Below are 20,648 nucleotides of genomic sequence, written 5' to 3'. Positions count from 1 at the left end.
CAAGAAGAAGCCCGAAACGCCGTTATGGATAACCGGGCGTTAGGGAGGCTTCGGGCAATCTGGGCGCGCGGTACAGGCTGGGGAGCCGATGACCGCCCAAGGAGAAGGCCCTCCATCCCGCGCCTACCCTCCGGGGCCGCCCGGGGGCGCCGCGGGGATGGAGGGCTGACCCTGCATTTTCTTCTTGGTGAAAATACCCATGACGCATCGCCTGCCACCCGGCAGTCGTCGTCCGGGCAGGGCAGGACGGGAAGGCGCGGGCAAAGACGCGTCTGCATGTCCGTGATCCGATGATCCGTGTCCGATGATGCGGGAGGGGACGGCCCCGAAGGGCCGCACCCCCTAGAAGTTCGCCGCGTCGAGCGCCATGACCGGCTCTGCCCCGCTGCGGATGCGCGCAAGGTGCAGCGCCGTGGCGGGCAGTTGCCGCGCCATGTAATAACGCCCGGTCGCCAGCTTCGCCTCGTGGAAGGCGCGGGGATCGTCGCCCGCGGCCAGTGCCGCCTGCGAGGCCACGGCCATCTTCGACCACATGAGCCCAAGGCAGACATGGCCGAAGAGATGCATGAAGTCGTAGCTTCCCGCGAGCGCGTTGGCCGGGGATTTCATGCCTTCGGCCATGAAATACATCGCCGCCGCCTGCAGGTCCTTCGAGGCCGCCTTCAGCGGATCGAGGAAGCCCTCTTTCAGCGCCTCGTCGGCCTCGTGCGCCTTGGCGAAGCTCTTGACCATGTCGAAGAAGGCCATCAGCGCCTTGCCGCCATTCTGCCCGATCTTGCGGCCGACCAGATCCAGAGACTGCACCCCGTTGGTGCCTTCGTAGATCATGGTGATCCTGGCATCGCGCACGAACTGTTCGGCGCCCGCCGCGCGGGTGAAACCGGTGCCGCCATAGGTCTGCTGCGCCAGAACCGTCGTCTCGAACCCCTTGTCGGTCAGGAAGCCCTTGATGACAGGGGTCAGAAGCGAGATCATCGCCTCGGCGTCAGGGTCCTGCATCCGGTGGGCGCGGTCGATCATCTGCGCGCCCCAGAAGGTCAGCGCCCGGGCGCCCTCGACGAAGCTTTTCTGATCCATCAGGTTGCGCCGCACGTCGGGGTGCACGAGGATCGGGTCGGCCGGGCCTTCGGGGTTCGATGGATCGCCCAGCGCCCGGCCCTGCAGCCGCTCCTGCGCGAAGGCCAGCGCGTTTTGATACGCGACCGCCCCTTGCGCATAGCCCTGCAGGCCCACGCCCAGCCGGGCCTCGTTCATCATGGTGAACATGGCGCGCATGCCCTTGTGTTCCTCGCCGACGAGGAAGCCGGTCGCGCCGTCGTAGTTCATCACGCAGGTGGCGTTGGCATGGATGCCCATCTTGTGTTCCAGCCCGCCGCACATCAGGGCGTTGCGCCGGCCCGGATTGCCGTCCTCGTCGGGCAGGAATTTCGGCACGATGAAGAGCGAGATGCCCTTGATGCCCTCGGGTCCGCCGGGGATGCGCGCCAGCACCAGATGGACGATGTTCTCGGTCAGGTCGTGTTCGCCCGCCGAGATCCAGATCTTGGTGCCGGTGATCGCATAGCTGCCATCGACCTGCGGCTCGGCCCTGGTCCGGATCAGGCCCAGATCGGTGCCGCATTGCGGCTCGGTCAGGTTCATCGTGCCCGACCAGGTGCCCGCGACCATCTTGGGCACATAGGTTGCCTTCTGCTGGTCCGAGCCATGGGCGAGGATCGCCGACATCGCGCCGTGGCTCAGCCCCTGATACATGTTGAAGGCCATGTTGGCCGAAACGAACAACTCGCCGACCGCCGAATTGATCAGGTAGGGCATGTTCTGGCCGCCGACCTCTCCGGGCATGTCGAGCCCGATCCAGCCGCCCGCGCAGATCTGGTCGTAGGCGTCCTTGAAGCCCTTGGGCGTGCGCACGACGCCATTGTCCCAGTGGCAGCCCTCGGCGTCGCCGGTCGCGTTCAGCGGCGCCAGCACTTCGGCGGCGAGCTTGCCGGCCTCGCCCAGGATCGCCCCGGTGAAATCAGGGTCAAGCTCGGCATAACCGGGGATGTCGGACGCGCTGATCTTCAGCACGTCATGCAGCAGATACTGCATGTCCTCGGTCGGTGGGGTGTAGATCGGCATGCGTTCCTCCCTTGAACGTCATCCCAACCGCATCGGTTACTCGGCGGCGGGTTTCCTCTTGTCGAAATCGGCCAGCTTCCTCTCTCCCCAGGAGATCTGGCCTCTCAGTTCTGCAATGGCGTCGTCCAGTTCCAGACGCTGCCGTTCCATGACCGCCAGCCGTTCCCGGGCCAGCTCGCAGGTGCGGCGGAATTGTGTCTCCTGTCCGTCGTCAAGATCGTAAAGGTCCAGCATCTGCCGGATCTCCTCGAGGCTGAAGCCGAAGCGCTTGCCGCGCAGGATCAGCTTGAGCCTGGCCCGGTCGCGCCGGCCGTAAAGCCGCCGCTGGCCGTCGCGCAGGGGGGAGATCAACTCCTTGGACTCGTAGAACCGCAAGGTACGCGCGGTCACTTCGAAAGCATCGCACATCTGGCGAATAGTCATTAACTCGTCGGTCATTGGTCGTCCGGATACGTCACTCAGACCTCAGACCTGCGCCCTTTCGGACGGCAAGACAAGGCCCGCTGACGTTTACGTAAACGTAACGCTGCGTCGCGAAATGTCGAGATGGTAAGACGGGTCAGATCTTGCCGGCGGATGCGGCGTCGCGCAGGGTCCGCAGCTCTTCGATCGAGCTGTCGAGCTGGTCGCGCTGTTCCCTGAGGACCCCGAGCTGGCGGTCGGCCATCTGGACCAGAGCGGCCATCTGCGCCGCGCTGCCTTTCTCGTCATAGATCAGCAGCCATTGCCGGATTTCCTCGAGGCTGAAGCCGAAGCGGCGTGCCCGGAGGATCAGAGTCATGCGGGCCACTTCCCGCGGACCATAGAAGCGGGCGCGTCCGTCCTTGGTGGGGCTCAGCAGTTCGATGTATTCGTAGTACCGCAACGTGCGCGGAGTCACATCGAACCGGGCGCACATCTCCTTGAAATTCAGACGTTCGTCCGCCATCGCCTAAAACTACCAGCCACTTCCGTGCTACTAGCTAAGGCAAATCCGGGGGGCGGATCAATTCGGTTATATGCTTCATAAGGCTTGTTTTTTGACGCACCGCCAAAAATGGTGGTTCCGTAGCGGCAGGTCGCTTCCGAAGGTTCCGAAAACCGGAACGAGTGACATCCTGCCGGGCTGCGGATGGGTCTCATCTCTGCCCGAAATAGCGGCAGAAGGACGGCGAAGTCCCGGAAAACGCGGGCAATCCGGGGCGGGCTGTCCACCCTGCGGTCCCCGTGCCGGACGGGTGTCGCCAATTAGCGACAGCCCGCGGATTTTTACACTTGCAGGGCAGGGAGGGCAGACCCAATAACCGGGGCGATGACCAGAGGGAGACAGAGGTGAGCGACACCGGCTCGGACGCGGCGCCCGAAGGGGCGCGGGATGCCACCGAAGATATGGCGGCAGGGGCAAAGGCGGATGTGGCGCGGCGGTTCATCGAGCAGATCCCCCATGCCCATGCGCTGTCGATGCGGGTCGATCAGCTGGGCGACGGCCGGGCCGAACTGTCGATGCCCTACGATTCGCGCCTGGTGGGCGACCCGCGCAACGGGGTGATCCACGGCGGCGCGGTTTCGGCGCTTCTGGACACCTGCGGCGGCACTGCCGTTCTCAGCCATCCCGAAGGGCCGGCGCAGACGGCGACGATTTCGCTGCGGATCGACTACATGCGCGCCGCGACCCCGGGTCAGCGGCTGGTGGCGCGGGCGGAATGCTATCATGTGACCCGCTCGGTGGCCTTCGTGCGGGCGACCGCGACCGATGACGACCGCGGCCATCCGGTGGCGACTGCGACCGGCACCTTCACCGCCGATGGAGGCGCCGAATGAGCCGCGCCGCGCCCGAACCCGTTCAGGTCGTCAAGCAGCGGCGCGACGCCGCGCTGTCGGCGCTGGTCGACGGGCTGCCCTATGCGCGCTTCCTCGGGATCTCGTTCGACCGGCGCGGCGACGAGCTGACCGGCGTTCTGGGGTTTCACGAGGCCCTGATCGGCAATCCCGAACTGCCGGCGCTCCATGGCGGCGCGACCGCCGCCTTTCTGGAGGTCACGGCCATTGTCGGGCTGTCCTGGGCGATGATCTGGGACGATCTCGAACGCGGGATGCTCGATGCCGCGACGCTGACCCCCGAAACCCTGCCGCGGCTGCCAAAGACCATCGACTTCACCGTCGATTACCTGCGGCCCGGCCTGCCGCGCGACGCCTATGCGAGGGCCCGCGTCAACCGGTCGGGGCGGCGTTATGCCAGCGTCCATGTCGAGGCCTGGCAGGACAACCGCGCCCGGATTTTTGCGCAGGCGACCGGCCATTTCCTGATGCCGCCGCGCGATGACTGAGGCGGTGCTGCGCCCGGACCGGGACGCGATCGCGGATCTCGGCCATCGCCGGGTGCTGGCCATCGCGCTGCCCATCGTGCTGTCGAACCTGACCGTTCCGATCCTTGGCGCGGTCGATACCGCCGTGGTCGGTCAGATCGGCGCGGCGGCCCCGATCGGCGCGGTCGGCGTGGGCGCGGTGGCGCTGGCCTCGGTCTACTGGGTGTTCGGTTTCCTGCGCATGGGCACGACCGGACTGACCGCCCAGGCGCGGGGCGCGGGCGATGCGGCCGAGGTTGCCGCGATGCTGTCGCGCGTGCTGATGATCGGGCTGGTCGCGGGACTTGCCCTGATGGCCCTGCAGATGCCGCTGATCGCCGCCGCGCTGGGCCTCGCCCCCGCCAGCGCCGAGGTCGAGGACATGGCCCGCCAGTATATGGCGATCCGGATCTGGTCGGCCCCGGCCACCATCGCGCTTTACGGCATCAATGGCTGGCTGATCGGGCAGGAACGCACCCGCGCGGTTCTGGCGATCCAGCTCTGGATGAACGGGCTCAATGTCGGGCTCGACCTGCTTTTCGTGCTGACGCTGGGCTGGGGAGTGCCGGGCGTTGCACTGGCGACTTTCCTGGCCGAATGGTCGGGCCTTGCGCTGGGGCTCTGGTTCTGCCGAGACGCGTTTCGCGGCACCGCCTGGCGGGCCTGGGCGCGGGTGTTCGACCGGGCGCGGCTGCGCCATATCGCCGGGGTGAATAGCGACATCCTGATCCGGTCGCTGCTGCTGCAGGGGATCGTGCTGTCCTTCCTCTTCCTCGGGGCGGGCTTCGGCGACGTGTCGCTGGCGGCCAATCAGGTGTTGCTGCAGTTTCTGAACATCACCTCCTATGCGCTGGACGGGTTCGCCTTTGCTGCCGAGTCGCTGGTCGGCCAGGCGATGGGCGCGGCATCGGTGTTGGCGCTGCGCCGAAGCGCGGTGCTGACCAGCCTCTGGGGCCTGCTGTCGGTCGTCGTTCTGGCCGCGGTCTTCGCCGGATGGGGCGGCGCCATCGTCGATCTGATGACGACCGCGCCCGAGGTCCGGGCCGAGGCGCGGGTGTTCCTGCCCTATATGGTGGCCGTCCCGGTCGCAGGCATCGGCGCCTGGATGCTTGACGGCATCTTCATTGGCGCCACCCGGACCGCGGACATGCGCAACATGATGGTGATCTCGGCCGCGATCTATGCCGCCGCCGTAGCCCTGCTGTTGCCGCTTTTTGGCAATCACGGGCTGTGGCTCGCGCTTTTGCTGTCCTATGTCGCGCGCGGCGTCACGCTGGGGCTGCGCTATCCGGCGCTCGAGGCCGCGGCGCGAAGCCGGCAGGCGGCCTGACGGCCCGATGCCGTCGGACTAGAGGATCTCGTCCTCGTCAAACAGCGGCTCGGCCGCGACCTCGCTGGCCCAGGTGCCGATCCGGTCTTCGGCCCGGTCGGCAGCCGCGATCGCGGCCAGGTGAAAGACCGCATTGCCCTCGTTCACCACCGGCAGGATGGCGCGGCCGACGATGATGCCGGGTTCGGCGGCGCGGATCTCGGCCTCGATCTCGCCGAACGGGTCCGAGACCACGGCCAGCAGCTCGCCCGCCTCGACGACGTCGCCTTCGGACCGGTAGGTGCGCAGCAAGCCGCCCTGCGGCGCCCTGAGCCAGCGCGACACCCGGCAGTCCAGCGGCGCGCGCCGCGCCTTCGGCACGCCCTTGGCCGGGATCATGCCCCGGTCGAACATCACCCGCAGCACGCCCGACAGACCGGCCCGGACCGCGACCTCGTCGAAGCGCAGCCCCTCGCCGCCCTCATACAGCAGCATCTGCACGCCCATCCGCGCCGCCGTCTCGCGCAGCGAGCCATGCCGCGCCGCAGAGGTCAGCACCACCGGCGCCGCGAAAACCCGGGCCAGCCGGGTCAGCTCGGGATCGTCCGGCACCACGCGGACCTGCGGCAGGTTCGTGCGATGCACCGCGGCCGAATGCAGGTCGATGCCGATTTCGCAGCGCGCGACCACCTCGTCGACCAGAAGATGCGCCAGCCGCGAGGCCATCGAGCCGCCCGACGACCCGGGAAAGCAGCGGTTGAGGTCGCGCCGGTCGGGCAGGTAGCGCGACAGGTTGAGAAAGCCGAAGGCATTGACGATGGGAATGGCGATCAGCGTGCCGCGCAGCGCCCCGAGCGCGGGCAGGCTCAGAAGCCGCCGGACGATCTCGACCCCGATCACCTCGTCGCCATGCACGCCCGCGGTCACGAACATCGCGGGGCCGGGGCGGCGGCCATGCACGACATGGGCCGACATGGTGACGGGGGTATGGTCCGACAGCACCGATACTGGCAGGTCCACCGTGCGGCGGGTGCCCGGCGGCACGGTTGCGTTGCCAAGCGTGAAGCCCTCGCGCGGGGTCATCTGGCGTCTGGGGAAAAGGACCTCATCGTCACGGGATAGCGCCGCGCCGGGGGCGCTGGCAAGGGCCTCGGCGCGCGGCCGCCCCTTGGGCGATGCATTGACAGCGGCGGGCGCGGTCCCCATTGATGAGAGGCGTTCTGGTGCTCCCGCGAGGGAGTGAAAAGGGAAGCCGGTGCAAGTCCGGCGCTGCCCCCGCAACTGTCAGCGGCGAGCCCCCGCCCCGAACCGCCACCGGCCCCGGCATCCGCCCGGCCGGGAAGGCGGGCGGATCGGCCGAGACCCGCAAGCCAGGAGACCTGCCAGCGCGCCGAACCGCCCCCCGGGCGGCGGGTCCGGAGGCCGGGCGCATCTGTCATGCGCCCCTTGCCTGTCGGCCCGCCGATGCCCTCGGGGCCAGTGGCCGCGTTTTGCCTGCGACATGGGGCGCGGCCTTCACCTTGTCCCTGACCGGCCCGGGGCGGGCCCGGCCAGGGGTGCCGACCGGAAGGAGTTGCGCCGTGCAACCCAAGGACCTGACCTCGAACGAGGCCTTCAAGGGCTTCACCAATACCCAATGCCCGTTCCTGCCCTGCCATCCGGGCGTCGAGCGCGAATTCAACTGCCTGTTCTGCTACTGCCCGCTGATCGCCTACGAGTGTCCCGGGCCGTATCAGGTCTACACCGATGCCAACGGGCTGACGCGCAAGGACTGTTCGGCCTGCACGCTGCCCCATGACGGCTACCGGCAGTCGTGGGGTTTCATCCAGCGCTGGCTGGAATATCCGCAGCCCTGGTCGGGCAAGCCGCAGACCGATCCGCCGATGCGCCGCCCGCGCCCCCAGGGCGGCGCTGGCGAGGACGCCGGCGACTGACGGGCTGTCAGCCCCGGGGCCCTGCCGTTTCGCCGGGACCGACTGCCGGGCAGCAGCTGTCCGGGGCCTGCGGATCGTGGCGGGGCCGGTCCTGCGGACCGGGGCGGACGTGGGGCGCACCGACATGCTCCGGGCATGCTCCGGGCATGCTCCGGGCACGCTCCGGGCATCGTTCCGGCACTGTTCGGGCGCCGCAGGGACCCGCTTCGGTCGAGGTGTTCAAGAATTCGCCGCATTCAGGACCGTGTCGCGGCATCGGGTTTAACCGGCTGGCAAGGAATGTTGACCAAATCTGCCGCCCGGGGCGCCGGCGGGGGCGGGGGCCTCTTCGCGCAACATCCGGGCCCAAGGGCAAACCATGGCATATTTCCGCTCCGACAAGGACTATCCCTATCTTCTGGCCGAGCTTGCGGCCGAATTCCGCGCTATCGGTCGCTCCTTGCCCGCAGCGCCGGTCCAGCTTGCCGAAACCGGGGCATTCAGCGTGGGCTACGACGGGCCCAACAATTTTCTCGTGATCCCCAACGCCTATTTTCCGGCGTACTTTGCCTGGATGAACGACGGCGATGACACGATCACCGGTGGCTGGGGCGCCGATGTCCTGTTCGGGAATGGCGATCGCGACCGGATCTGCGGTATGGGCGGCGACGACTCCCTGGCGGGCGGCGACGACGATGACGTGCTTTATGGCGGCGACGGCAATGACGTGCTGTTCGGCGGCGGGGGCAACGATCTTCTGGTCGGCGGGGCCGGGGCCAACCTGCTGAGCGGCGGCGACGGCGACGACGTGCTCGACACCCGCTCCGGATCGCAGCTTGCCCCCGGCCAAAGCGACTGGGCCGCCTTCCGCGCGGGCAAGCTTGCCGCGGGCGATGTGCTTTTCGGGGGTGCGGGCAACGACACGCTGGACAGCTCGTATGGCGACGACCGGCTTTACGGCGACGCGGGCAACGACGTGCTGCGCGGCTGGGACGGCGACGACTTGCTGGTGGGCGGCGCGGGTGACGACTGGCTGACCGGCGACAATGGCAACGACCGGCTGGCGGGCGGCGACGGGCGCGACACGCTCAGCGGCAATCTCGGCGACGACACGCTCGAGGGCGGCGCGGGCGAGGACCGGATCGAGGCGGGCAACGGCGATGACGAGATCGATGGTGGCGCCGGCCGCGACGTGATTTATGGCGGCAACGGCAACGATCATATCATGGCCGGGTCCGGCAATGACTGGGTCGATCCGGGTGCGGGCGACGACGTGGTGATGCTGGGCGCGGGCGACGATTTCGTGGCCGCGAGCGACGACTTCGGGCGTGGCGACGACCAGATCTATGGCGGGGCCGGCAATGACTGGATCCATGGCGGGCGGGGTGACGACAAGCTGTCGGGCGGGTCCGGCAACGACCGGCTGAACGGCGGCGCCGGGCGCGATCTGCTGATCGGGGGCCCGGGGGCCGATGTGTTCGAGTTTCGCGGCGCCTCCGGGGTCGACACCATCGCCGATTTCGGCGCCACTGACCGGCTGCATATCCAGCAGGGGATCAACGGGCTCGGCGATTTCGACGCCGCCGATCTGGAGGCACGGATCACCGCGACGCCGGTCGGCAGCTATCTCGATCTGGGCGCGGGCAACGGGATCTTCTTCCTTGGCGTCAGCGCCCACGCCCTCGACCACATGCTCGACACCCAGCTTGACTTCCTCTGAGGCCGCGGACGGGCGCGCGGCCCACAGGGGAGTCCCGTGGGTCGCGCGCGGCGCGGTCTAGAAATCCAGCGAGTTCCGTTCGCGGTAGCCCTGCAGGAAGCTGGCAAGCCGCTGATCGGCGGGGTTCTGGAAAATCTCGCGCGGGGCGCCGGCGGCGACCAGCTCGCCGCGCTCCATGAACACCACGCGGTCGGCCACATGGGCGGCAAAGCCCATCTCGTGGGTGACGACGACCATGGTCATGCCCTCGGCGGCAAGCTGTTTCATCACCGCCAGCACCTCGCCCACCAGTTCCGGGTCGAGCGCGCTGGTCGGCTCGTCGAACAGCATGATCCGGGGCTGCATGGCGATGGCGCGGGCGATGGCCACGCGCTGCTGCTGGCCGCCGGACAGACGGCTGGGATGGTTGGCTTCCTTGTCGGCCAGCCCGACCTTGGCCAGCGCCTCGCGCGCGCGTTCGGTCGCCTCGGCGCGCTTCAGCCCGCGCACCCGTTCCAGCCCCTCGGCCACGTTCTGCAGCGCGGTCATGTGCGGCCAGAGGTTGAACTGCTGGAACACCATGCCGATGTCGCGCCGCATCTCGCGCAGCCGCCGCCCGGACATCCGCCGCCCTCCGGGGGTCTCGTAGCCGATCAGCCGGTCGTCGATGCGGACCTCGCCGCTGTCATATTCCTCAAGGAAGTTGATGCAGCGCAAAAGCGTCGACTTGCCCGACCCGGACGGCCCGATCAGGCAGGTCACCTTGCCGGGCGGGATGTCGAGCGTGACGTTCTTCAGCGCCTGGAAGTCGCCATAGAACTTGTCGACATTCCGCAGATGCGCGGAAGCAGGGGCGGTGGGCTCGAGGGACATCGGTCAGCTTTCTTCGAGAAGATAGTGGGTGAAGCGGCGTTCGAGGCGGCGGCCGAACCGCGAAATCACCTCGACGAAGCCCCAGAAGAACAGCGCGAGGATCAGGATCGGCAGGACGAATTCGAAGGTCTCGCTCATCATCGTCTGGGTCTGGAACATGATCTCGGGCACGGTGATCATCGACAGGATGACGGTTTCCTTGGTCAGGATGATCGCGAAATTCACCAGCGCGGGCAGGGCCGAGACCATCATCACCGGCAGCATGATGCGCCAGACGATGGTGCGCCCGGGCAGGCCGATGGCGCGGGCCGCCTCGATCTGGCCCTTCGGGACCGCATCGAAGCCCGCGCGCAGGATCTCGGTGAAATAGGCGGCGCCGTAAAGCGACAGGCCCAGCACGCCCGCGGGCAGCGCGTCGAGCCTCAGTCCGATCAGCGGTCCGCCGTAGTACAGCACGAAAAGCTGGACGAGGAAGGGCGTGCCGCGGATGAATTCGACATAGGCCCGGATCGGCCAGCCGACCCAGAACCGGGGTCCGAAGCGCCGGGCCATTTCCAGCAGGAACCCAAGCACGAGCCCGCCCGCGGTGCCCAGCATCCAGGTCAGAAGCGTCAGCCCGAAGCCGGTCAACAGGTCGGGGCCGTAGCGGTGCAGCATCTCCAGCATCAGACCGTCAGCCTCCGTTCCAGAAGCCGCCCGGCCGCGGCGATCACCAGGTTGATCGCGAGATAGAGGAAGGCGGCGGCCAGGTAGATTTCGAGGTATCGATAGGTCGAGGAGGCGATCGACTGGCTCATCCGGGTGATTTCGACGATGCCGACGACGGTCACCAGCGAACTGGCCTTCACAAGCAGGATCAGCTCGTTGACGATGGCGGGCAGGCCGATCTTCAGCGCCTGCGGCAGCAAGACCCGGACCCAGAGATCGCGGGGCGTCATGCCGATGGCCAGCGCGGCTTCGGCCTGGCCTTTCGGGATCGCGTTGATGGACCCGCGCAGTACCTCGGATAGATAGGCGGCCGCGCAAAGCCCGACGGTCAGAACGGCGGCGGCCAGCGGCGGCACGTTGATGCCCACGACCGGCAGCAGGTAATAGGCCACCAGCAGCTGGATCAGCAGCGGCACGCCGCGAAAGAAGCTGACGTAAAGCCCGGCGGCCCGGCGCAGCGCGGTCCGTTTCGACAGCGCCGCCGCGCAAAGCAGCGCGCCGAGGATCAGCCCCTGTGCACAGCCGAGCACGGAAATCAGCAGCGTGTAGCGCGCGGCGCCCAGAAGCGTCGGCAGGTTCTCGACGATGGTCTGAAAGGAAAACACGGGCGGGCCGCTCCCTGTCTGGTGGGCGGGCCGGAAGCGATCCGGCCCGCATCGGTCGCGTCAGACGCGGTGCGCCTCAAAGCTCGGGCATTTCCTGCGGCAGCTCGGTTGCGGCGCCGAACCATTTCTCCTGCAGCGCGGCCATGCGGCCGTCATCCTGGATCTTGATCAGCGCCTCGTTGACCGCGGCGACGAGGCTGTCGCCCTCGCCCTTGCGCGCGACCCAGGCGAAATAGGTGGGCTTGCCGAAGGGCGGCTTGACGACCGAGAACTGTTCCGGACGGGACTTGGCCATATAGTCCAGAAGCGGCGCCGAGCCCGCCACCGCGTCGAGACGGCCGGTCATCAGGTCGGCATAGGCCTCGTCGGGGGTGCCGTATTCCTTGATCTTGATGCCGCCGATCTTTTCGCCATAGGCCTCAAGCTGGGCCTGTTGGGCGGTGCCCTTCTGCACGCCCACGGTCTTGCCCTTGGCGTCTTCGGGCGCGGTCATGTCGCCGCCGGTGCGCTGCACGAAGGCCACGGTCGAATCCGAGATCGGCAGGGTGAAGGCATAGCGTTCGGCGCGCTCGGCCGTCATCGTCACCGGGGCCAGCACGAAATCGAACTTGTTGACCTCGAGGCCCGGCAGGATCGAGGTCCAGGGCAGGTCCTGATATTCGGGGGTGACGCCCAGTTCCTTGGCGATCTCGTCGAAGAGGTCGCGGTCGAAGCCCACATATTCGCCCTTCTCCAGCATGTCGAAGGGGGCATAGTGCATCTCGGTCGCGGCGACGATCTTGCCCGCGGCCTTGATGTCGGACAGCTGGTCGGCCAGCGCGCCCGACGCGGTCAGAGCCAGGGCGCTGAGCCCGAAAAGGGCGGATTTCAGCGAAAGACGAAGCGTCATGATTCTCTCCTGTTGGCGGGGCTGGTCGCGTTGGCCGGCGTCCCGCCCCGAGGGCGCCGGAAAGGTCTGGCCCGGCGCCGGAAAAGCCGGCACCGGGCGGTTCATGGCGTCATGCGCAGGCAGATGGCAAGCATCGGCCCGTCTCCGGCAGTGCCGCCCAGGTCCCGGCCCGGATCGGACATGAGCGCCTCGCCGGGTGCAAGGGCAAAACCGGCGACCGTCACGGCCTTTTGCCGTGCGATCAACGCGCGCGTGTCCGGCGGGGCCGGAACGCCTGCCGAAACGGCAATAACCGCATGCGCGGCCCGGCCGCGCCGGGTCATCACGTTGAAATCGAGGATCGGTCCGGCGCCCAGCCGGGCCGTCACCGGTGCCTCGCCCGGGAAGGACAGCGGGCCCGAGTCTTCGCCCAGCGTCACGCTGCCCCCGCCGAAATCAAGGACCATGCCCTGCCCGGACAGCACCGTCAGGGTGCGGTCGATCCCGGGAAAGGCCGAGAACGGGCCGTCAGAGGCGACCTCGGCCAGGCTCATCCGCCACAGCATGTCCGGAAAGCCCGCGCCTTCGGGGAAGGCGGCCAGTTCCCAGGTCAGCCCGCCCCCGTTCTTCCAGGGCGCGGGCGTCAGATCGCTGCGGCGGATCTGCCTCATTTCAGGATGCCCGGCAGGGTCAGCCCGTGCTCGCGCGCGCAGTCGATCGCGATCTCATAGCCCGCATCGGCATGGCGCATGACGCCGGTCGCCGGGTCGTTCCAGAGCACGCGTTCAAGCCTGCGGTCGGCCTCTTCCGTGCCATCGCAGCAGATCACCATGCCCGCATGCTGGCTGAACCCCATGCCGACGCCGCCGCCATGATGCAGCGACACCCAGGTAGCGCCCGAGGCGGTATTGAGCAGCGCGTTCAGGAGCGGCCAGTCGCTGACCGCGTCCGAGCCGTCCTTCATCGCCTCGGTCTCGCGGTTGGGCGAGGCGACCGAGCCGCTGTCTAGATGGTCGCGGCCGATCACGACGGGGGCCTTCAGCTCGCCATTGCGCACCATCTCGTTGATCGCAAGCCCCGCCCGGTGGCGGTCGCCAAGCCCGATCCACATGATCCGCGCGGGCAGGCCCTGGAAGGCGATCCGCTCGCGCGCCATGTCGAGCCAGCGATGCAGCCCGGCATTTTCCGGGAACAGCTCCTTCATCTTGGCGTCGGTCTTGTAGATGTCCTCGGGATCGCCCGACAGCGCCGCCCAGCGGAACGGCCCCACGCCGCGGCAGAAGAGCGGGCGGATATAGGCCGGCACGAAGCCCGGGAAGGCGAAGGCATCCTCGAGCCCCTCTTCCAGCGCCATCTGGCGGATGTTGTTGCCGTAATCGAGGGTCGGGATGCCCGCGTTCCAGAACCCCACCATCGCGGCGACATGCTCCTTCATGCTGGCCCGCGCTGCCTTGGCGACGCCCTTCGGGTCGCTCTCCTGCCTGGCGCGCCACTCGGCCACGGTCCAGCCCTTGGGCAGGTAGCCGTGGAACGGGTCATGCGCCGAGGTCTGGTCGGTGACGATGTCGGGGCGCCCGTTCGGCAGCGCCTCGCCCGCCTTCATCCGGCGCAGGATCTCGGGGAAGACATCGGCGGCATTGCCGATCAGCGCGACCGACTTGGCCTCGCCCGCTTCGGTCCAGCGCCCGATCATCGCCAGCGCCTCGTCAAGGCTGTGGGTCTTCTCGTCGCAATAGCGGGTGCGGATGCGGAAATCGGCATGATCCTCGTCGCATTCGACCGCCAGACAACAGGCCCCTGCCATCACCGCGGCCAGCGGCTGCGCGCCGCCCATACCGCCAAGACCGCCCGTGAGGATCCATTTGCCCTTGAGATCGCCGTCATAATGCTGGCGCCCGGCCTCGGCGAAGGTCTCGTAGGTGCCCTGCACGATGCCCTGCGCGCCGATATAGATCCAGGACCCGGCCGTCATCTGGCCGTACATCGCCAGGCCCTTGCGGTCGAGCTCGTTGAAATGCTCCCAGGTGGCCCAGTGCGGCACGAGGTTCGAGTTGGCGATCAGCACGCGCGGGGCGTCGCGATGGGTGCGGAAGACGCCCACGGGCTTGCCCGACTGCACCAGCATGGTCTGGTCGTCCTCGAGCGATTTCAGGGTCTCGACCATCAGGTCGAAATCCTGCCAGGTGCGCGCGGCGCGGCCGATGCCGCCATAGACCACCAGCTCATGCGGGTTCTCGGCCACGTCGGGATGCAGGTTGTTCATCAGCATCCGCATCGGGGCCTCGGTCTGCCAGCTCTTCGCGGTGATCTCGGGCCCCGTCGGCGGGAAGATGTCGCGGGTATTGTGGCGCGGATTGGTCATGGATCGGGTCCTTTCGGAAGCTCAGGCCAGAAGACGGCCGGCAATGATGTTGCGCTGAATTTCGGACGAGCCCTCGTAGATGCGCATGATGCGCAGGTCGCGGGCATGACGTTCGAGCGGGAAATCGTGGGTGAAGCCATAGCCGCCATGGATCTGGAGCGCGGTATCGGCGATCCGGCCGGCGGCCTCGGAGGCGTAGAGCTTGGCCTTCGAGGCGGCGGTGGTGAAGCGCAGCCCCGCCTGCCGCTGCCGGGCGGCCTCGTGGCCCAGAAGCTCGGCCGCCGACAGTTCGGTCGCCATGTCGGCCAGCATCCACTGGATGCCCTGCCGGCTGGCGAGCGGCTCGCCGCCGATGATGCGGGTCTTCGCCCAGTCGCGGGCCTCGGCGAGGGCCGCGCGGGCGATGCCGACGGCCATGGCCGCGACCTCGGTCCGGCCGTTGTCGAGCACCTTCATCGCGGTCTTGAAGCCCGAGCCCTCGGGGCCGACGCGGTTGGCATCGGGCACGGTCACGTCGAGATCGAGTTCCCAGACATGGCCGCCCTTCAGCCCCATGGTCTGCTCGACCCGGCCGGGCACCAGTCCGGGCGTGCCCTTCTCGACCACGAAGGCCGAGATCCCGCGATGGCCCGCCTCGGGGTCGGTCACGCAGAAGACGACGACGAAATCGGCAACGCCGCCATTCGAGATGAAGCACTTCCGGCCCTTGATATGCCAGCTCTCGCCGTCCCGCGTGGCGCGGCTGCGCATGTCGGCCGGGTCCGAGCCGGCATTGGGTTCGGTCAGCCCGAAGGCGCCCAGCATCCGGCCCTCGGCCGCCGCCGGAAGGAAGCGCGCGCGGATCGCGTCATCGCCGCCCAGCAGCAGGCTGTCGGTCGCGAGGTAATGCGCGGTCAGCGCCGAGACCGTCGAGCCGCAGCCGCCCGCGACCGCCGCGACCGCCTCGAACAGGGCATGGGCCGAGATGTCGGCACCGCCCCAGCGCTCTGGCACGTTCGCGCCCATCATTCCGGTCTCGGCCAGCGCCGCCAGCTGGGCATGGACGAAGGCGCCCGTGCGGTCGGTCTCGCCCGCCTGCGGGGTCAGCACCTCGGCGGCAAACCTCTCCAGCATGTCGAGGAACTGGCATTCCTCGGCGCTCAGCAGATGGTCGAACTCACGCATCCTCATACTCCCTGACAATTCCGGCGGCCACGAGCCCCGCGATCTGGTCCCGATCGAGCCCGAGCCCTTCCAGCACCGCGCGGGTGCCGCTGCCCAGTGCGGGCGCGCCGGTCCCGGCCCGCGGCGCCTGCCCGTCGAAGCGGACCGGCTGGCCCACCACCGGGGCCTTGCCCAGCCGGGGATGGGGCAGCTCGCTCACCAGCCCGCGCGCTGCGGCATGATCCGAGCCGAGCTGATCGGCCAGCGTCAGGATCGGCGCGGCAGGCACCTTGGCGGCCGACAGCGCTGCGACCGCTTCGGCGGCAGGGAGGGGGCCGGTCCAGGCCTCGATCATGGCGCGGATCTCGGGCTCATGCGCGGTGCGCAGTTCGTCGGTGGCAAAGCGCGGATCCTCGGCCGCTTCGGGCCGGCCGATCGCGGCACAAAGCCCCGCGAACTGGCGCGGGCTCAGCACGGCGATGACGACATGGCCGTCGGCGGTGCGGAAGGCGCCGAAGGGGGTCGAGAACGGATGGCGGTTGCCGACGCGGGGCACCGGGGCATTCGCGTAAAGATGAAGCGCGTGGCTCGTCGGCAGCATCGCCACCAGACAATCGAGCATCGCGACATCGAGCGTCGCGCCCTTGCCGCTGCGGCCCCGGCCGACCAGCGCCGCGAGGATCGCGATGACGGCGTAAAGCCCGGCCGCGACATCGCCCAGCGCCTCGCCCACCTTCAGGGGCGCGCCGCCTTCCTCGCCGGTCGCGGCCATCCATCCCGACATCGCCTGCACGACGATGTCATAGGCGGGCAGGTCCGCCGCGGGCCCCGATTGCCCGAAACCCGAAATCGCGCAATGGACGAGGCCGGGATTGTCGCGGCGCAGATCCTCGGCGCCAAGCCCCAGCCTTGCGGCGACGCCGGGGCGGAAATTCTCGACCACCACGTCGCAGCCGGCGGCGAGCCGACGCGCCAGGGCCTGCCCCTCGGGCGCCTTGAGGTCCAGAACGACCGAGTGCTTGCCGCGATTGCTCAGCGAGAACAGCGCGGATTCGCCGTCGCGGAAGGGGCCGATATGGCGGTATTCGTCCCCCCGGGGCGGCTCGATCTTGATCACCTCGGCGCCCAGATCGGCAAGGATCGCGGTCGCGAAGGGCCCTGCGAGAACCCGGGTCAGATCGAGGATGCGGAGGCCTTCCAGCGGCTTCACAGGGCCAGCTCCGGCGTCAGCGCCTCGATCCGGGCAAGGATCCCGGCCAGATGCGGGCGCAGCCGCGCGGCCTTGTCGGGGTCGAGCGCGAAGGGCGCGGCCTCGGCGGTCAGATGGGTCGATTGCGCCAGTTCCATCTGGATCGCGTGAACCCCGGTCTCGGGCCGCCCGTAATGGCGCGTGGTCCAGCCGCCCTTGAAACGGCCGTTCTGCACATGGGTATAGCCCTCGGCCCTGGCGCAGGCATCTGCAACGGCCTCGGCGATCCCGGGCGCGCAGGTCGTGCCATTGGCGGTGCCGATGTTGAAATCGGGCAGGGTGCCCTTGAAGAGATAGGGAATGACCGAGCGGATCGAGTGGCAGTCATAGAGGATCGCGACGCCATGGCGGGCGCGGACGCGCTCGATCTCGGCCGCAAGGGCGGCGTGGTAGGGGGCGTGGAAGGCTGCGAGCCGCCGGGCGGTCTCGGCCGCGTCGGGGGCGGTTTCCCAGATCGGTTCGCCGTCGAAATCGGTCAGCGGCACCAGACCGGTGGTGTTCTGCCCGGGATAGAGGCTTTCATCTTCGGGCGGGCGGTTCGCGTCGATCACGTAGCGGTGGAAGGTGGCGCGCACCGTTGTCGCCCCGGGCAGGAGGTCGGCATACAGCTCGTGCACATGCCAGTCGGTATCGGTCAGCTCGCGCCCCCGGTCATTCAGCCGGGCAAGGATATCCGAAGGCACATGGGTGCCGGTATGGGGCAGTCCGAGGATGACGGGGCTGTCGCCCCGGGTCACGTCGACGGGGCTCATTCGGGCATCTCCAGTCCTGCGGCTGCGACGAGGCTGCCGGTTTCGATCAGGGCCTGCGCCCGGGCAAGGTCGGGGGCGAGGTAGCGGTCCGCCCCCATCGTCGCGACCTCGGCGCGGATCGCAGCCAGCGCGCGTTTCAGCGGCTCGGAGGTCGTCAGTGGCGCGCGGAACTCGATGCCCTGGCCCGCGCAAAGCGCCTCGACGCCGAGGATCACGGCAAGGTTGCGGGTCATGCCGCCCAGACGGCGCGCGGCATGGGCGGCCATGCTGACATGGTCTTCCTGATTGGCGCTGGTGGGGGTGCTGTCGACCGAGCAGGGCGCAGCCAGATGCTTGTTCTCGCTCATCAGCGCGGCGGTGGTGACCTCGGCGATCATCAGCCCGCTGTTCAGTCCCGGTTCGGGCGTCAGGAAGGGCGGGAGGCCGAAGCTGAGCGCCGGATCGACCATCAGCGCGACCCGGCGCTGGGCGATGGCACCGATCTCGGCCACGGCAAGCGCGATCTGGTCGGCGGCGAAGGCCACGGGTTCGGCGTGAAAATTGCCGCCCGAGACGATCGAGCCGTCCGACAGCACCAGCGGGTTGTCGGTCACCGCATTGGCCTCGGTCTCAAGCGTCTGCCCGGCAAAACGCAGCAGATCGAGCGCCGCGCCCGTCACCTGTGGCTGGCAGCGGATGCAGTAGGGGTCCTGCACCCGGGCATCGTCCTCGCGGTGGCTTTCGCGGATCTCGCTGCCCTTCAGGAGCCCCCGCATCGCGGCGGCGACGTCGATCTGGCCGCGATGGCCGCGCAGGGTGTGGATCTCGGCGCGGGTCGGCGCGGTCGAGCCCATGATGGCGTCGGTCGACATCGCGCCGGTGACGATGGCGGCGCGCAGGCACGCCATGGCGCGGAACCAGCCGGTCAGCGCCAGCGCGGTCGAGACCTGGGTGCCATTGATGAGCGCGAGCCCCTCCTTGGCGCCGAGCGTGACGGGGCTCAGCCCCGCGCGGGCCAGGGCCTCGGCCCCGGGCAGGGTCTCGCCCTGATAGATGGCCTCGCCCGCGCCGATCATGACGGCGGCCATATGCGCGAGCGGCGCCAGATCGCCCGAGGCCCCGACCGAGCCCTGTTCCGGGATGGCAGGGGTCACGCCCGCCGCCAGCATCGCCTCGATCAGCGCGACGATCTCGGGACGGACGCCCGAGGCGCCGCGGCCGACGCTCAGCAGTTTCAGCGCCATCACCAGCCGCGCGGTCGCGATGTCGAGAGGCGCGCCGACGCCGCAGCAATGCGACAGGATCAGGTTGCGCTGCAGCGTGGCAGTGTCCTCGGGTGGAATGCGGACCGAGGCAAGCTTGCCGAAGCCGGTATTGACCCCGTAGACCGCCTGATCGCCTTGGGCGGCGGCGGCGATGCGGGCGGCCGAGGCGGCGATGGCGGGGCCGGTGGTTTCGGCCAGCCGCGCGGGCGTTCCCTCGCGCCAGAGCGTTTCCAGTTGGGCGAGCGTGGCCTCGCCCGGCGTCAGCGTCAGCATTTGCGTCCCTCAAAATAACGGGCGTGAAGCGGGTTGAAGCCGATCCGGTAGGTCAGTTCGGCGGGTTGGGCGATGTCCCAGACGGCAAGATCGGCGCGCATCCCGGGCTCAAGCCGACCGCAATCGGCAAGCCCCAGCGCCTGGGCGCCGTTCGCCGTGACCCCGCGCAGGCATTCGTCGGGGGTCAGCCGGAACAGCGTCGCGGCCATGTTCATGGTCAGCAGAAGCGAGGTCAGCGGCGAGGTGCCGGGGTTGCAGTCGGTCGCCAGCGCCATCGCGGTGCCCGCCTCGCGGAAGGCGGCGACGGGAGGCATCTGCGTCTCGCGGAGCGTATAGAAGGCGCCGGGCAGCAGCACTGCGGCCGCGCCCGCGCGCGCGAGCGCCGCGGCATCGGCGGCATCGGCATGCTCGACATGATCGGCCGAGAGCCCTCCGCGTTCGGCCACCAACTGGCTGCCTCCCAGATGCGAGAGCTGCTCGGCATGCAGCTTGACCGGCAGGCCCAGCTCGGCCGCGACATCGAAGATCCGCGCCATTTGTGCGGGCGAGAAGGCGATGCCCTCGCAGAAGCCGTCGACCGCATCGACCAGTCCCTCGGCATGCGCGGCGCGCAGCCCGGCAATCGCGACCTCGTCGATATAGGCCTCGGCGCGGCCCGTGTATTCGGGCGGCAGGGCATGGGCCGCGAGCCAGCTGGTGACGATGCGCACCGGGCGTTCGCGGCCCAGCCGCCGTGCCGCGCGCAGCATCTTCAGCTCGTCCTCGACGGTCAGCCCGTAGCCCGACTTGACCTCGACCGTACCCGCGCCCTCGGCCAGCAGGCAATCCAGCCGGGGCAGGGCCGAGGCCACCAGATCGTCCTCGGAGGCGGCGCGTGTCGCGGTGACGGTCGCAAGAATCCCGCCGCCCGCCCGGGCGATCTCTTCATAGCTGGCGCCTTCCAGCCGCATCTCGAATTCGCGGGCGCGGCTGCCGCCATAGACCAGATGGGTGTGGCAATCGACCAGCGCGGGCGTGATCAGACGGCCGCCCAGATCCTCGATCGCGCCGCCCTCGGGGGCCGGGCCCTCGCCGAGCGCCGCGATGCGGTCGTTTTCGATCCTGAGCCAGCCCCGTTCGATCCGCCGCGGGCCGTCCTGCCCGAGTGGCAGCAACGCCGCATTGGCAAGGGTGAGATCAGTCATGGTATCGCCTCCTCCTTGATT

General features: G+C 68.8%; 20 protein-coding genes and 1 riboswitch. Of the genes, 5 read left to right on the top strand and 15 right to left on the bottom strand.

All coding sequences use genetic code 11. From position 1 onward, the window contains the following. Positions 1-342: 342 nt before the first annotated feature. The 3 genes from C8N38_RS10665 to C8N38_RS10655 all read right to left on the bottom strand — a co-directional run bounded on the left by C8N38_RS10665 (position 343) and on the right by C8N38_RS10655 (position 3,049). On the bottom strand, positions 343-2,121 hold the full coding sequence (locus tag C8N38_RS10665; protein ID WP_108027151.1) for an acyl-CoA dehydrogenase C-terminal domain-containing protein: 1,779 nt from the start codon (positions 2,119-2,121) through the stop codon (positions 343-345). A 36-nt stretch (positions 2,122-2,157) separates the two neighbouring features. Then, positions 2,158-2,559, bottom strand: coding sequence for a MerR family transcriptional regulator (locus tag C8N38_RS10660; RefSeq protein WP_108027149.1), 402 nt, complete (start codon positions 2,557-2,559; stop codon positions 2,158-2,160). 121 nt (positions 2,560-2,680) lie between these two features. Beyond that, positions 2,681-3,049, bottom strand: a complete 369-nt coding sequence (locus tag C8N38_RS10655) for a MerR family transcriptional regulator (RefSeq protein ID WP_108027147.1) — start codon at positions 3,047-3,049, stop codon at positions 2,681-2,683. Between the two features lie 440 nt (positions 3,050-3,489). On the opposite strand from C8N38_RS10655, the gene C8N38_RS10650 reads away from it, so the two are divergent. Genes C8N38_RS10650 through C8N38_RS10640 form a run of 3 tightly spaced genes read left to right on the top strand, consistent with a single transcriptional unit; the run spans position 3,490 to position 5,775 of the window. Continuing rightward, positions 3,490-3,921: a PaaI family thioesterase gene (locus tag C8N38_RS10650; RefSeq protein WP_108027318.1), complete on the top strand. Its 432-nt coding sequence runs from the start codon at positions 3,490-3,492 to the stop codon at positions 3,919-3,921. Then, positions 3,918-4,427 (top strand): PaaI family thioesterase, encoded by a 510-nt coding sequence (locus tag C8N38_RS10645; protein ID WP_108027144.1) that lies wholly within the window; start codon positions 3,918-3,920, stop codon positions 4,425-4,427. The genes C8N38_RS10650 and C8N38_RS10645 overlap by 4 nt, the downstream gene beginning before the upstream one ends. Next, positions 4,420-5,775: an MATE family efflux transporter gene (locus tag C8N38_RS10640; RefSeq protein WP_108027142.1), complete on the top strand. Its 1,356-nt coding sequence runs from the start codon at positions 4,420-4,422 to the stop codon at positions 5,773-5,775. The genes C8N38_RS10645 and C8N38_RS10640 overlap by 8 nt, the downstream gene beginning before the upstream one ends. Before the next feature lie 18 nt (positions 5,776-5,793). Here the strand turns inward: C8N38_RS10640 and C8N38_RS10635 are convergent, their stop codons facing one another. Next, positions 5,794-6,837, bottom strand: coding sequence for a succinylglutamate desuccinylase/aspartoacylase family protein (locus C8N38_RS10635; protein ID WP_108027317.1), 1,044 nt, complete (start codon positions 6,835-6,837; stop codon positions 5,794-5,796). 121 nt (positions 6,838-6,958) lie between these two features. Then, a riboswitch (cobalamin riboswitch) is annotated at positions 6,959-7,155 on the top strand. A gap of 179 nt (positions 7,156-7,334) precedes the next feature. On the opposite strand from C8N38_RS10635, the gene C8N38_RS10630 reads away from it, so the two are divergent. Both C8N38_RS10630 and C8N38_RS22135 read left to right on the top strand, forming a co-directional pair. Next, positions 7,335-7,688: a cysteine-rich small domain-containing protein gene (locus C8N38_RS10630; RefSeq protein WP_108027140.1), complete on the top strand. Its 354-nt coding sequence runs from the start codon at positions 7,335-7,337 to the stop codon at positions 7,686-7,688. Positions 7,689-8,046: 358 nt separating this feature from the next. After that, positions 8,047-9,387, top strand: a complete 1,341-nt coding sequence (locus C8N38_RS22135) for a calcium-binding protein (RefSeq protein ID WP_108027138.1) — start codon at positions 8,047-8,049, stop codon at positions 9,385-9,387. Positions 9,388-9,444: 57 nt separating this feature from the next. Here C8N38_RS22135 and C8N38_RS10620 read toward each other — a convergent pair whose 3' ends face one another. The 11 genes from C8N38_RS10620 to hutI all read right to left on the bottom strand — a co-directional run bounded on the left by C8N38_RS10620 (position 9,445) and on the right by hutI (position 20,627). Next, positions 9,445-10,239 (bottom strand): amino acid ABC transporter ATP-binding protein, encoded by a 795-nt coding sequence (locus C8N38_RS10620; RefSeq protein WP_108027136.1) that lies wholly within the window; start codon positions 10,237-10,239, stop codon positions 9,445-9,447. 3 nt (positions 10,240-10,242) lie between these two features. Beyond that, entirely contained in the window at positions 10,243-10,905 is a 663-nt protein-coding gene (locus tag C8N38_RS10615; protein WP_245895674.1) for an amino acid ABC transporter permease, read from the bottom strand. Further along, positions 10,905-11,552, bottom strand: a complete 648-nt coding sequence (locus tag C8N38_RS10610; protein WP_108027134.1) for an amino acid ABC transporter permease — start codon at positions 11,550-11,552, stop codon at positions 10,905-10,907. Before C8N38_RS10610 ends, C8N38_RS10615 begins: the two co-directional genes overlap by 1 nt. Before the next feature lie 76 nt (positions 11,553-11,628). Beyond that, entirely contained in the window at positions 11,629-12,441 is an 813-nt protein-coding gene (locus C8N38_RS10605) for a transporter substrate-binding domain-containing protein (RefSeq protein ID WP_108027132.1), read from the bottom strand. Between the two features lie 101 nt (positions 12,442-12,542). After that, entirely contained in the window at positions 12,543-13,091 is a 549-nt protein-coding gene (locus tag C8N38_RS10600) for a HutD/Ves family protein (RefSeq protein WP_108027130.1), read from the bottom strand. Beyond that, positions 13,088-14,782, bottom strand: a complete 1,695-nt coding sequence (gene hutU, locus C8N38_RS10595; protein ID WP_108027128.1) for a urocanate hydratase — start codon at positions 14,780-14,782, stop codon at positions 13,088-13,090. The genes C8N38_RS10600 and hutU overlap by 4 nt, the downstream gene beginning before the upstream one ends. Positions 14,783-14,803: 21 nt before the next feature. After that, positions 14,804-15,946 (bottom strand): acyl-CoA dehydrogenase family protein, encoded by a 1,143-nt coding sequence (locus C8N38_RS10590; RefSeq protein WP_108027120.1) that lies wholly within the window; start codon positions 15,944-15,946, stop codon positions 14,804-14,806. Then, positions 15,939-17,135 (bottom strand): CaiB/BaiF CoA transferase family protein, encoded by a 1,197-nt coding sequence (locus tag C8N38_RS10585; protein WP_108027118.1) that lies wholly within the window; start codon positions 17,133-17,135, stop codon positions 15,939-15,941. The genes C8N38_RS10590 and C8N38_RS10585 overlap by 8 nt, the downstream gene beginning before the upstream one ends. Then, a complete protein-coding gene (gene hutG, locus C8N38_RS10580) occupies positions 17,132-17,926 on the bottom strand; it encodes an N-formylglutamate deformylase (RefSeq protein WP_108027116.1) in 795 nt (264 codons plus the stop codon). Before hutG ends, C8N38_RS10585 begins: the two co-directional genes overlap by 4 nt. Continuing rightward, positions 17,923-19,443 carry a histidine ammonia-lyase gene (gene hutH, locus C8N38_RS10575; RefSeq protein WP_108027114.1) on the bottom strand — a complete coding sequence of 507 codons (1,521 nt, stop codon included), beginning with the start codon at positions 19,441-19,443 and terminating at the stop codon, positions 17,923-17,925. The genes hutG and hutH overlap by 4 nt, the downstream gene beginning before the upstream one ends. Further along, positions 19,437-20,627, bottom strand: coding sequence for an imidazolonepropionase (gene hutI, locus C8N38_RS10570; RefSeq protein ID WP_108027112.1), 1,191 nt, complete (start codon positions 20,625-20,627; stop codon positions 19,437-19,439). Before hutI ends, hutH begins: the two co-directional genes overlap by 7 nt. Positions 20,628-20,648: the final 21 nt, after the last annotated feature.

Source organism: Rhodovulum kholense (assembly GCF_003053725.1).
Lineage (GTDB): Bacteria > Pseudomonadota > Alphaproteobacteria > Rhodobacterales > Rhodobacteraceae > Rhodovulum > Rhodovulum kholense.
Note: the sequence above shows the minus strand (reverse complement) of the source record. Positions and strands in the feature narration are given on the sequence as shown.

Coding starts and splice junctions, on each gene's coding strand:
- C8N38_RS10665 (WP_108027151.1), bottom strand. CDS start 2,121: ATGCCGATCTACACCCCACCGACCGAGGACATGCAGTATCTGCTGCAT.
- C8N38_RS10660 (WP_108027149.1), bottom strand. CDS start 2,559: ATGACCGACGAGTTAATGACTATTCGCCAGATGTGCGATGCTTTCGAA.
- C8N38_RS10655 (WP_108027147.1), bottom strand. CDS start 3,049: ATGGCGGACGAACGTCTGAATTTCAAGGAGATGTGCGCCCGGTTCGAT.
- C8N38_RS10650 (WP_108027318.1), top strand. CDS start 3,490: ATGGCGGCAGGGGCAAAGGCGGATGTGGCGCGGCGGTTCATCGAGCAG.
- C8N38_RS10645 (WP_108027144.1), top strand. CDS start 3,918: ATGAGCCGCGCCGCGCCCGAACCCGTTCAGGTCGTCAAGCAGCGGCGC.
- C8N38_RS10640 (WP_108027142.1), top strand. CDS start 4,420: ATGACTGAGGCGGTGCTGCGCCCGGACCGGGACGCGATCGCGGATCTC.
- C8N38_RS10635 (WP_108027317.1), bottom strand. CDS start 6,837: ATGACCCCGCGCGAGGGCTTCACGCTTGGCAACGCAACCGTGCCGCCG.
- C8N38_RS22135 (WP_108027138.1), top strand. CDS start 8,047: ATGGCATATTTCCGCTCCGACAAGGACTATCCCTATCTTCTGGCCGAG.
- C8N38_RS10620 (WP_108027136.1), bottom strand. CDS start 10,239: ATGTCCCTCGAGCCCACCGCCCCTGCTTCCGCGCATCTGCGGAATGTC.
- C8N38_RS10615 (WP_245895674.1), bottom strand. CDS start 10,905: ATGCTGGAGATGCTGCACCGCTACGGCCCCGACCTGTTGACCGGCTTC.
- C8N38_RS10605 (WP_108027132.1), bottom strand. CDS start 12,441: ATGACGCTTCGTCTTTCGCTGAAATCCGCCCTTTTCGGGCTCAGCGCC.
- C8N38_RS10600 (WP_108027130.1), bottom strand. CDS start 13,091: ATGAGGCAGATCCGCCGCAGCGATCTGACGCCCGCGCCCTGGAAGAAC.
- hutU (WP_108027128.1), bottom strand. CDS start 14,782: ATGACCAATCCGCGCCACAATACCCGCGACATCTTCCCGCCGACGGGG.
- C8N38_RS10590 (WP_108027120.1), bottom strand. CDS start 15,946: ATGCGTGAGTTCGACCATCTGCTGAGCGCCGAGGAATGCCAGTTCCTC.
- hutG (WP_108027116.1), bottom strand. CDS start 17,926: ATGAGCCCCGTCGACGTGACCCGGGGCGACAGCCCCGTCATCCTCGGA.
- hutH (WP_108027114.1), bottom strand. CDS start 19,443: ATGCTGACGCTGACGCCGGGCGAGGCCACGCTCGCCCAACTGGAAACG.
- hutI (WP_108027112.1), bottom strand. CDS start 20,627: ATGACTGATCTCACCCTTGCCAATGCGGCGTTGCTGCCACTCGGGCAG.